The 11519-nt window shown below is 50.4% G+C and carries 11 protein-coding genes; 6 read left to right on the top strand and 5 right to left on the bottom strand.

What is annotated here, in order from left to right:
- Positions 1 to 7 precede the first annotated feature (7 nt).
- The gene (locus tag HZA49_10390) at positions 8 to 898 is read right to left on the bottom strand and encodes an NAD(P)H-hydrate dehydratase (GenBank protein MBI5779842.1); all 891 of its coding nucleotides are present in this window, start codon (positions 896 to 898) and stop codon (positions 8 to 10) included.
- A 78-nt stretch (positions 899 to 976) separates the two neighbouring features.
- Here HZA49_10390 and HZA49_10395 point away from each other — a divergent pair, with 78 nt between their 5' ends.
- The 4 genes from HZA49_10395 (at position 977) to HZA49_10410 (ending at position 5525) form a co-directional block, all read left to right on the top strand.
- Positions 977 to 1438: a hypothetical protein gene (locus tag HZA49_10395; protein MBI5779843.1), complete on the top strand. Its 462-nt coding sequence runs from the start codon at positions 977 to 979 to the stop codon at positions 1436 to 1438.
- 76 nt (positions 1439 to 1514) lie between these two features.
- A complete protein-coding gene (locus HZA49_10400; GenBank protein ID MBI5779844.1) occupies positions 1515 to 2585 on the top strand; it encodes an undecaprenyl/decaprenyl-phosphate alpha-N-acetylglucosaminyl 1-phosphate transferase in 1071 nt (356 codons plus the stop codon).
- Between the two features lie 3 nt (positions 2586 to 2588).
- Entirely contained in the window at positions 2589 to 4544 is a 1956-nt protein-coding gene (locus HZA49_10405; GenBank protein MBI5779845.1) for an O-antigen ligase family protein, read from the top strand.
- A 111-nt stretch (positions 4545 to 4655) separates the two neighbouring features.
- A complete protein-coding gene (locus tag HZA49_10410) occupies positions 4656 to 5525 on the top strand; it encodes a radical SAM protein (GenBank protein MBI5779846.1) in 870 nt (289 codons plus the stop codon).
- A 53-nt stretch (positions 5526 to 5578) separates the two neighbouring features.
- On the opposite strand, the gene HZA49_10415 is transcribed toward HZA49_10410, so the two are convergent.
- From HZA49_10415 to HZA49_10430, 4 genes are all read right to left on the bottom strand, one after another.
- Positions 5579 to 6253: a hypothetical protein gene (locus HZA49_10415; GenBank protein ID MBI5779847.1), complete on the bottom strand. Its 675-nt coding sequence runs from the start codon at positions 6251 to 6253 to the stop codon at positions 5579 to 5581.
- Between the two features lie 105 nt (positions 6254 to 6358).
- Positions 6359 to 6889, bottom strand: a complete 531-nt coding sequence (locus HZA49_10420; GenBank protein MBI5779848.1) for a zf-HC2 domain-containing protein — start codon at positions 6887 to 6889, stop codon at positions 6359 to 6361.
- On the bottom strand, positions 6876 to 7490 hold the full coding sequence (locus tag HZA49_10425) for a sigma-70 family RNA polymerase sigma factor (protein ID MBI5779849.1): 615 nt from the start codon (positions 7488 to 7490) through the stop codon (positions 6876 to 6878). Before HZA49_10425 ends, HZA49_10420 begins: the two co-directional genes overlap by 14 nt.
- A 32-nt stretch (positions 7491 to 7522) precedes the next feature.
- Positions 7523 to 9202 (bottom strand): carbon starvation protein A, encoded by a 1680-nt coding sequence (locus HZA49_10430; protein ID MBI5779850.1) that lies wholly within the window; start codon positions 9200 to 9202, stop codon positions 7523 to 7525.
- A gap of 81 nt (positions 9203 to 9283) precedes the next feature.
- On the opposite strand from HZA49_10430, the gene HZA49_10435 reads away from it, so the two are divergent.
- Together HZA49_10435 and HZA49_10440 are read left to right on the top strand one after the other, a co-directional pair.
- Positions 9284 to 10843 (top strand): serine/threonine protein kinase, encoded by a 1560-nt coding sequence (locus HZA49_10435; GenBank protein MBI5779851.1) that lies wholly within the window; start codon positions 9284 to 9286, stop codon positions 10841 to 10843.
- A gap of 167 nt (positions 10844 to 11010) precedes the next feature.
- On the top strand, positions 11011 to 11519 hold a 509-nt coding region (locus tag HZA49_10440; protein ID MBI5779852.1), incomplete at its 3' end, for a hypothetical protein.

The raw sequence follows: 11519 nt of genomic DNA on the forward strand, positions 1-11519 counted from the left end.
CAGATATTTAAATAAACTGTTTAATCGCCTCGGGGATATAGTCCATAATATCGGTAGCTATCAGGGAATGCTCGGTGAATTTTTTAGCGGCCATATCGCCGGCCAGCCCGTGTAGATAGACGGCCAGTTGGGACGCCTCAAACGGGCTGAGTTTCTGGGCCACAAACGAGGCAATCATTCCGGTCAGGACATCGCCGCTGCCGGCCGTGGCCATGCCGGGATTGCCGGTGGTGTTGATATAGATATTTTCGCCGTCTGTGACAATGGTTTTATAGCCCTTGAGAATGACGATGCTTTTCAGCCGCTTGGCGGCCTCGACTGCGCTGTCCATCCGGTTAAACTGTATTTTAGTCGGAGTGGTTTTTAACAACCGGGCCATTTCAGCTGCATGGGGCGTGAGAATCGCTGAACGCATTTTTCCGATGATTTTAATGTTGTTTACCAGGGCATTGATGCCGTCCGCATCTATTACAGCCGGGCAGGTGAAAAGCGGTAATACCGAACGGACGAATTCCATTGTTTGGGGGTGGCGCGAGAGTCCTGGACCGATTCCCACCGCATCAACATCGCCGAGAGTTAATTCCCATTTACTTGGGCTGGGAAATTGTAATAATGATTTGATATCATCTATGGCCTTTTTGGATACGGTACCTTCAGTGGTTTCCGCCAGCGCCTGGGTAATCACGCAGGTAAGTTTGGTGGCTAGGATAGGCTGCTGTGATGACGGAATGGCCAGATAGACCAGTCCGGCGCCGCTGCGGATGGCGCTCTGGGCTGACAAATAAGCCGCGCCGCTCATTCCGCGCGAACCGGCAATTATCAGGACCTTGCCATAATCGCCCTTATGCGTGTCTGGCCGCCTGGATTTTATAACGGGCAGTTTCTTTATAATCTTCATGGTGCTTACTTTATATACATCGCCAAATATTTCAATATTTTCTTGATTATAAGTTTTATTTAGATATATACACAGGGTATGAAATCGTCGACATTCAAGAGCCGTTTACCAAAACCAGCCGGCGGTATTAAACCGAAAGAGCCGAAGGGAACCAAACCCGATTCGCTGGCCGGGGCGATGATGCCAGCTTCCAAGTACCCCAAAAAAATGGCCGTGGTATTTTCGGTCTGCCATGTGATTTTTGCCATTATTATCAGCCTCTGGAATTTTCATCCTTACATCATAACGCCGAACGGGCTGGGTTATTTTGTCTATATGCTGGAACTGCCCAGCGCCATAATTGTCGGCATCTTGGGCGGGGCGAACAGCAATATATCACCGGTTATTCTTTATATCGGGGCATTCCTTATTAATACTGTTTTCTATGGATTTTTCGGTTATCTAATCGGTTATGTGTTGCTGACCTACGGCTGGGATAAGGAAATCAACCGGCTCTGCAAGTTAGAGACCGAGGCCTATGAGGAAACCCCCGGTGCTTAGTAATTTCATATCTTTATAATAGATGTTATTAGTAGTTCTTATTACATTTCTTGTTTCATTTATTGTGACCCTAATTTTGGTCCCGTTGGTAAGGAAGGTTTCGCTGGCCATTGATTTCGTGGATATGCCGGGCGAGCGCAAGGTGCACCAGCAGCCGATTTCCTTGGGCGGCGGGATAGCCATCTTCCTGGGGATTATTATTACCTTTACAGTGGCGCTGTTTTGTGCCTATTTGCTCAAGGTTAGCGTGCCAATACCCTGGGTGCCGCAGGATATTTATGATTACCTGCCAGGTGTATTCGTGATGATTCCCAAATTATCCGTTATTTTCATCGGCGCATCAGGCATTTTCATACTGGGGCTCTTTGACGATGTCAAGAGGCTGTCGGCTCGTACTAAACTGTTGTTCCAGATTATCATCAGCGTATTTATTGTGGCTAACGGCATCTCGTTTAGTTTATTCCTGGGACAGCTGGGGTTCTGGGGCCAGATTATCTCGGCCGCGGTGACGGTTTTCTGGATGGTGTTGATAACCAATTCCTATAATCTGCTGGACCACATGGACGGACTGTCCAGCGGGATTGCGGCTATAACCGCGGCCGTCTTTATGATAATCGCGCTCAAGACCGGGCAGTATTTTATTGCTTCATTCCTGATAACCATCATCGGCGCGGCCGTGGCGTTTCTGGTATTTAATTTCCATCCGGCCAAGATATTCATGGGTGATGCCGGCAGCCTGCTTCTGGGTTATTTCATCTCCATCCTGACCATCCAGTTCACATTTTATAAGGAACCTCATTCTTATTATGCGCTCCTGACGCCGCTGCTGGTGGTAGCCATCCCGATATTTGATACGCTGGTGGTGATTATTATCAGATTCCTTAACAAGAAACCCATATTTATGGGCGACAAAAACCATCTGGCGCACCGGCTGGTGGCCCTGGGCCTGAGCGTGCCCGATGCGGTTATCCTGATTTATCTCCTGACCTTCTGCGCCGGACTTTCAGCCATCCTTTTATATTACCTTAGCCCGGATCGGATGATAAACCTGACCGGCGCGATATTGGTATTCGGCCAGGTGGTTTTACTTCTGTGCATTGTCACCCTCCTGGAATATACCGGACGGAAGAACAAGAACCCAGAATAACCTATGTACCTATGGCTGGAACTATTCCTCATTTCTGCCGGCATTACGGCCCGTCTGATTATTCCGGCCAGCACCTGCGGCAGCGGCGTTAATCTGCTGGTGGTCATTTTAATCTGGCTGGTTTTTCTTGTCCATCTCATGGAAAAGCAGAAACTAACCGCGGTAACTCCGGCACTGCCTTGGTTTCTTAAATTGTTGCTATTCTTATTCGCAGCTTTTATCATCGTTTCGTTTATCAATGCGCCGTATAAATTCGGCGCCTTTCAATATCTAGTTCCTTGGATTAGCGATGTCGTTCTTTTCTATCTGGTCTATTCGCTCTGTGCCAGGGATGCCAAATATATCACAACGCTGCTGTCCGTATTTCTGTCCGTTGGATTGATGGTTGTTCTCTATGGGCTGTATCAGCATTTCTGGGGATTGAGGGACTTGGCCGTCCAGATACAGCAGAATCCGTCATTGTTGGATGCGATACCGGCTGAGTTACGGGGCGCGACTTTAGCCCGAGCTCAGGCCGGAGAACCGTTTGCCACCTTTGCCTACCAGAATTCTTTCGGCGCGTTTCTGATATTGCTGATTCCGCTGTTTCTGGCGCTGCTTTATATCGGACGAAGAGTCATGCTGATTATTGCCGGCGTGCTGACACTTACCCTTTTAATGAGCGGTTCCAAGGGCGCGCTTATGGCATTGATGATTCCCCTGATGTTTCTGGCTTATTATCTGCCCGGCAGGCTCTCAAAGCAGGTCAGAATAATTTTGCTGGCAGTAATATTAGCCGTTTTTATGGTGGCGGTGATTATGGGTCGTTCCCAAATGTCCGATTCGCTTAATGTCCGCCTGGGTTATTTGGATGCCACAGTAAAGATTATCCGGGATAATCCGTTGAGCGGGGTGGGCTTAAATCAGTTCGGTAACAATTATCTTCATTATAAGTCGGTTGATGCCGGCGAGGTACAAAAGGCGCATAATGACTATCTCCAGATAGCCGCTGAAATGGGCATCCCGGCGCTGTTGGTCTTTCTGGTTATCTGGTTTATTATCCTGAAATCGATTTTCCGTCCGGTACGTCAGATTGCGGAAACAGACTGTCATTCTGATGGCGCCAATGGCGCCGGAAGAATCTTGCCATATATTCTTGGCGCCGGGTTTGCCTTTCTGATTAGCGAGGTATTCCAGACGCCCTTAATCACCCTGGATATTCCGCTTTTGCCAACAGTAATTGTATTCCTATTATGGCTGGCAACCTTTCGGTTCCTTTGCCATTATCTGTCTACTGGTATACTGACTACTGACATACTCCGGATAGGCCTGTTCACCGGGCTTCTGGCATTCCTGATTCACTGCCTGGCTGACTTTAACTTTTATGTCCAGGGACTTTCCATGAGCGTCTGGTTTATCGGCGCCATATTCTTGAGTACTACGGAATCATCTATGCCTTTGTCATTTCCGCCGCTCTTGTCATTCCTGCGAAAGCAGGAATCCAGGATTACGGCTATTTTGATAGCCTTTATAGTAATAGTGTTATCTTTTATTACCGTGAGATTAATTAAATATGAGTCGTTTTTAGAGCAAGGGAAAGTAATGCTTAGAAGCAATGTTAGAGAGGAACGTTTAGTCGGGGTAGATTATTTAGGCGAATCATTTGAATCTAATCTTTTTTCCGTTGATGTGTCAGTAGAGTTAGCTTGGGCAATGCATTATGTTTATAGTTTTTCAGAAGTAAATGAATTTACTTTGACTCCATTGCCTATTTGCTTGACATATATAGATTTTGCAATTTCCTTGAATCCCTTAGCGCCGATGCTCTATAATCAGCAGGGGATGTTGTGTTTGGAGCATGCTGAGCAGGAACGCAAGAAGGGGAATAAAAAGATGGCTGATATCTACGAACATCGGGCCAAACGGGCTTTTCAGATGTTCAAAGAACTCTATCCGACCTATAAAGACGCTAAACGTTAATTGATAACTTATTGTCCCGCTGCGGCGGGATAACCCGTCGTAAGGTTCTCGTGGCGCCATAGGCGCCACTGCGAACCTAACGGTCATGGCACTAATAGTGCCATTCGTGTTATGCGCTACGAAGGAATGATTATCAGGCCGCCCAGCGAGGCGGACAGTTATCTGCTCCAGATAACCTTTGGCTGCTCGCACAACAAATGCACCTTTTGCGGCACCTATCCGGACAAGAAATTCCGGGTCCGGCCGCTGGACCAGATTCTGGAGGACATCGCCCTGGCGCGCCGGCATATACCGCATACCCGGCGGGTTTTCCTGTGCGACGGCGATGCCATGCTTCTGCCCAATAAGCGTCTGCTCAAGATTCTGGAGGCGCTCAATATGGCCTTTCCGGACCTGCAGCGGGTCGGCATCTACGCCAATGCCCGCGATATCCTCAAGAAAACCGAAACTGAGTTAAGCGAATTGAGCCGCCGCAAATTGACCATCGGCTATCTCGGCCTGGAAAGCGGGAATGATGAGATACTGAAGAAGGTCATGAAGGGCGCTACGGCCAAAGACATGATTGACGCGGTCCGGAAGGCGCAGGCCAACGGCATCAAGATGTCTGTCATCGGATTAATCGGCCTGGGCGGCCGGGAGATGTCCCGGGAGCACGCCATTGATACGGCCAAGGCCGTCAATCTGATGAATCCGCGCTATTTCAGCTTGCTTACCCTGATGCTGGTGCCGGGCACGCCATTGGATGCCGATTATGAGCAGGGCAGATTCTTTCTTCCTGAAGCCGAAGACATGGTCAGGGAAATCCGTCTGGTGGTGGACAATATGGACAGCCCGCAGACCATCTTCCGGGCCAATCACGCCTCAAACTACGCGCCCCTGGCCGGCACATTCAATAAGGACAAGAAAAGATTGCTCCAGGAGATAGACGATTACCTATCCGGCAAATACGGCTTCCGCCCGGAATTCCTTCGGGGTTTATAGGTATTAATCTGTGCCTTCCACAAATAATCTGCGTAATCTGTGAAATCTGTGGTCTACCACCCCATATCATCCTCTTCGCCGATAAGTTCTTTTCCTCTGCGTTCGATAATCTTATCCCGATTGGCCTTGCGGGTCTTCATCTTTTCCTTGAGTTTGGTCAATTGTTCTTCCAGACGCTTAATCTCGGTTTCCCTCTGGGTCTCGCGCAGGTCAAAGAGTTTCTCCAGCCGGACCTTGATTTGCTTCTTAAGCTCTTCTTTTTCAGCATTGTCCTGCGACTTGCGGCACTGCATAGCCAAGCCCTTTATTTCGGTTTCCATCCTGCGCTCCTGGATGACCTGCTCGTATCTTTGCGGGTCGCGTTCTTTCAGTTCACGCAGTTTCATTCGCTCGCGCTGGGTCTCTTCAAATAGTTTCATATAAGCCGGCGGGTCAACCTGGCGCAGATGTTTCAGCCGTTCCAGCCGCTCCGGGTCGAGTTCCTTGAGCAGTTTTTCCGTCTCTTCGTCCAGCTTGGGCAGGCCCATTTCGTCCTGCGGGGTTACGAATCTTCCCTGTGACTGTGGCGGCATCATCATCCCGCCGCTGCCGCGTGTTTTGCAGTCCGGGCAGGGCCCATTCTGTGGCCCGGGTTGTTTATCCTGGGCAGAGCCGAGCGGGCTGGTGCAGAACAGCAAGGTGCTGGCTATCCCGATTAGGATGGCTCCGGCTATAATACGTTTTACCATATGTTTCTCCTTTCTCCACCGATGTAACATCGGGGTGGAATTTTACCCAGCTCCAGTCCCGAAATAATCGGGACTCCGTTGCGACTACGCGCCCAGGGGGCTGGGCTAATCTGTTTCGGTTGATATTGTTTTTATAGCGGTATCTATTTTATCCAGGGAATCATCCAGGGAGGCCAGTGGGCTGGCTTTTAGTTCATTGACGATGGTTTTCGCGCTTTCCTTCAAGCTGTCAATTTCATCACCAACCCCGTTGTCCCAGGCGTATAGCTCTTTGTCTATAGATGTTGAGACCGTTATATTAATTGTATTATCCGGTGTTCGGACCGGGGCGGAGGTGCCGGATAATTTTATGTAGGTAAACACGGCCAGGAGCAGTAACGAGGCGGCAACGGTGCTGTAGGTGGCGAATCTCATTATAATGCTCTTTGGGTAGGGGAGTCGAATGGGCGCGGCCTCGGACGGTTCCATTACCGGCAGCTTGGATAATTTGTCCATTATCCTACGATAGTCAGCTGCTTCTGCCCGGCATTCCGGACATTCACCCAGATGTTTCTCGAACCCGGATTTTTCCTGGCCTGCCAATTCGCCATAGAGATAGAGTATCAATTGAGCCTTGTCAATATTACACTTTGTCATATACTTGCGCCTTTTCTCTCAGGGTTTTTAACGCGTAATGCATCCGGCTTATCGCCGTATTCAGCGGGCATTTCAGGGTCTCGGCGATCTCCCTGAAGGTCAGACCCGAATAGACCTTTAAAAGGATGACCTCCTTTTGTTCCTTGGGCAGTCCGGCCACCAGGTCTTCAATTTCCAGCCGGTGCTCCGGCGTTTGGGTGGTCATCTGTTCCAATTCCATAGAGCTAATCGGTTTTTTCCTCCGGGCATTATCCCGGCACAGGTTTATGGCTATCTGGTAAAGCCACTGCCGGAAACTGGTGTCCCGTTCCGGCTTAAAACCCTTGATATTCTTGATGACCTTGAGCGCCAATTCCTGCAACAGGTCCTCGGACAGGGCATGGTCGCGGGTCAGCCGGTATATAAAGTTGAACAACCGCGTCCGGTACCTGAGCAGTAATTGCTCCAGTATCTTCTGCCTTTCGGCCTGATGCGTCTTTACACTGAGCGAAGCGAATGTTCTGAGCAGGACATCATCAGCCGCTTCACCCTGCGTAGCGACAGCGGAGTCCCGACCTAATCGGGGAACCACGTCGAATGGGCCAGATATCTGATTTATCACTTTTGTAATATATAACGATTATGGGATGTAAATTATTGTATTGGCTTAGATTTTATTCTGGCAATGACATTCACCGTCACGCCAATCACGCACAGGGCCAGGATAAAAAGGATGATGGATGTCATGGTCATTATCACGCCCTGGAAATCCAGTGACTTGCCGTTGATAATGTTCTTTACGCCCGGCACCATCATCATCACCAGCGACCACAGGGTCATGACCAGCATAAATGCCATCGGGATGATGGTGATAATAGCATTCTTGCCGGTTCTCCACAGCCAGACCGAGACGCCCAACAGCGTCAGGCTGGCCAGCAACTGGTTGCTGGTTCCGAAGAGCGGCCAGGCAATCTTATAGGCCTGTTCCTTGGCGCCCATCAGGAAGACAAAAGGCACCAGTAGCGTTACGAATGTGGCCAGATATTGCGCATTCCGGCTCTGCCAGCCGAAGATTTCCTGGAACACATACCGGCCCAGCCGGGTGCAGACATCGAGCGTATCGTAGATAAAGGTGGAAAACGCCAGCAGTCCGAAGGCCAGGGCCAGGTTAAAATCAATACCCAGTAGTCCGGCGTATTTGGCCAGTCCGGATGCATAGACCTGTCCCGGGTCGCCTTTCAAGGCCGCATCGCCGGGTTTCAGGAACATAATGGTGGAGAGCGCCAGGAGCGCCACCACCGCCTCCATCAGCATACCGCCGTAGCCGATGAGTTTGGCATCGCTTTCCTTGCACAACTGCTTTGAGGTGGTGCCTGAGCCGACAATGGCGTGGAAACCGGAACAGGCGCCGCAGGCAACCGTGATGACCAACAGCGGCAGCATCGGCTTGTCGTTGAACAAGCTCTTCAAGCCAGCCAGATTGATGGCCGGATATCCGACCGAGAACCCGCCGAAGAACACGCCGACCAATCCGGCCGCAATCGTGCCATAGAGCAGGAATCCGCCCAGATACCCGCGCGACTGCAAGAGCAGCCAGACCGGTATGACCGATGCAATGAAGCAATACAATAGTAGGACGATATTCCATTCCTTTGCCGTGATGGCGCCAAAGAAGTCCAGCAGGCCCTGGGGCAGTTGCGGCCCGGCCCAGATGACTACTACCACCGCCGGCACGAATATCAATGTAGCCAGCCACAACGGCATCCGGAATTTATACAGGCACAGGCCCATCAGCAGTCCCAGTCCCAGATACATGAATGACGAGCCGGCCACGGCCGGACCGTATGACTCGTTGGCGACCACGGTCTTAAAGGTCTGGGCGGTCATATCGGTAAAAGCGATAATTACATAGACCAGGGTCAGCCAGACAAAGCACAGGAATAGGTAGAAGGCCGGTTTGGAGATATACTGCTTGACAATCTCGCCGATAGACAGCGCCTTATGGCGGACCGAAGCCACCAGCGTGGTGAAATCGTGCACGCCGCCGATAAAGATAGCGCCGATGATAATCCAGACGATGGTGGGCAGCCAGCCGAAATAGATACCGGCGAGAATTGGACCGGCAATCGGCCCGGCCGCGGCAATGGCCGAAAAATGCTGGCCCAGGAGCAGGAACGGCTTGGCCGGTACATAATCCACGCCGTCAGTCATGCATACCGCTGGCGTGGGCGTGTTGTCGTTAAGTTTGACTATCCGGGCGACCAAGCGTCCGTACAGAAAATACCCCAGGGCCAGCAGGACAAAACAGGGCAGGAGGATGAATAGGATATTCATACATAATTAGGGTAGCAAAATAATAAATTAGTGCAAGGAATTATTCGCCACAAAGACACGAAGGCATCCCGCACATAAATTATGTGCGGGATAAACTCCGAATTCTTGGTGTCGGCGCCTGTCCCGCCGTATGGCGGGATGCCTTATGAGCGCCATAAGGGCGCCATGGCGCTTCGGCGCCAGTGGCAGAAGGTACGGAGTTTTCTTGCATTTATTCCGCCTATTATTTATACTCAATCAACATATCAAATTATGGAAATTTTAGGCGATTTTGAACTCTATCGTGACCATGCGGTGGGCAAGGGCGGCGGCGGCGCGGTCTATAAGGGCAAACAAATCTCGCTTAACCGTCCGGTAGCCATCAAGTTCCTTAATAAAGAATACACCGACGACAAGTTCTTTGTCCAGCGTTTCCACCGCGAGGCCGAGTGCCTGTGTAAGTTAACCGACGAGCACATCATCCAGATTTACGGGGCCGGTGAGTATCAGGGCGATTACTACTATGCGATGGAATATGTGCCCGGGTTGCCGCTTTCCAAATTCATCCAGCACCAATACAAATTTTCGCCTGATGATGTGATTTATGTCGGGCTGGCCGTGGCCAAGGCGCTTAAGGCTGCCTGGGATTCCGGCGAGCGGATTATCCACCGAGATATCAAGCCCTCAAATATTATGATGGCTTTTCCCCAGTCGGTCCTGGACTCGGGCCGGCTGGATATGAAAGAAGCGCGCATCAAGGTCATGGATTTCGGCCTGGCCCGGGTGGTTAATACCGTGCCGCAGGATACCGAGTTAACCGTGTCCGGAACCATCGTCGGCACCCCGAAATATTTCTCGCCGGAACAGGCCCTGAGCCAGCCGGTTGATATCCGGACCGATATCTATTCCCTGGGCATTGTCCTTTATGAGATTGCGGCCGGTCGGCATCCCTTTACCGGCGAGACATTCATAGAGTTGATTAACGAACATCTCCATAAGATACCGGCGGCCCCGCGCGCGGTCAATTCCCAGATACCGCCGGAATTGGAGGCCGTTATCGTCAAGTGCATCCAGAAGAAAACCGAGGCACGCTATCACACGCCGACCGAACTCCTGGATGATTTGGAAGCCGTGAAGCAGAAACGAGCCCCGGTCCATGCCAAGCAATTGGTTTCGGTTAGTCCGGCTCCTGCACGCGGAGTCGCAACGGAGTCCCGATTATTTCGGGGCCGGGGCGGAATCCTGCGTTGGCTGGTATTCCTGATGTTGCTGGCTGGACTGGGATTAGCGGTCTCTGAATTCGTCATTCCGCATCCGGAGGTCCAGGCTATCATCAATCCCAACATTGAAGCAGCCCAGGTCTGCCAGCCGTCCAGGCAGGAAATCCTGAGCGATGACGAGGTCGAGGTGGTCAACCGGCTGAGCAAGGATATCAATAATCCCTTTGACTACGGCGCCCGGATAGTTGTCTTTATCAGGAACCGTTCCCAGGAAATCCAGAAGCGGACCCTGCGGATAGAACTGACCTGGCAGGAAATCACCTATTTCAAGGAACGACCGATAACTCTTTATCCCAACACTTCCGGTTCATTTACAATGGACTTCTATGAACCTACCGCGGGTGAAGAATACTATCAATACCGAATTATTCTCAAGAAATAACAGATATTACTTGACGGCAACGGATATTTTGGTATAGTGCCATCTATGGATATGAAATCAGAAAAACATTATTCTGAAATGATGATTTCTTCTGATATCTGCAACCGTTTGTTCGGTAATTGCCCACGCCAAACCTTGCTTCATATATCTACCAGAAAGGAATAACCATGCAGAATAAAATATCCCTTTTCTTGATAGTACTTGTTGTGTTCATCTCTAATTTCCTTTTGCCGTCAGAGGTAATTGCCCAGACGCCTGATTTTACCGCGGTGGCGCTGGATGAATTCGGCCAGGTGACCGACACCTTGCGGGCAAATCAGGATGATATTGTTTATGTGGAACTCCAGGGCGACGTGTTACCCGGTTATTACTGGGGCGCGGTAAAAGTAACCACCGAAGACGCTGATATTATATCCATAGAAGAGAGTTATGACAATTGGTATAATGGTATAAGTTTGTGGTGGAGCTCTGCTTCAGCCAACCCATTATATGGTGGCGCAGGCAACCTGTATTACTATAAACATATCCATTCACTTGATAACGACACCTACAAATCTGAGGGTTCATCCTGGGCCGCGGCTTGGGACGCCGATAGTCTCATATTTGGCCTGCAAGGCCCGGCCGGGAGTCTGGTTACCGGAACCGTTACTTCGGAAGCCAGATTCTATTACAGCGG

The sequence above is a fragment of the Planctomycetota bacterium genome, assembly GCA_016235865.1.
Lineage (GTDB): Bacteria > Planctomycetota > MHYJ01 > JACQXL01 > JACQXL01 > JACRIK01.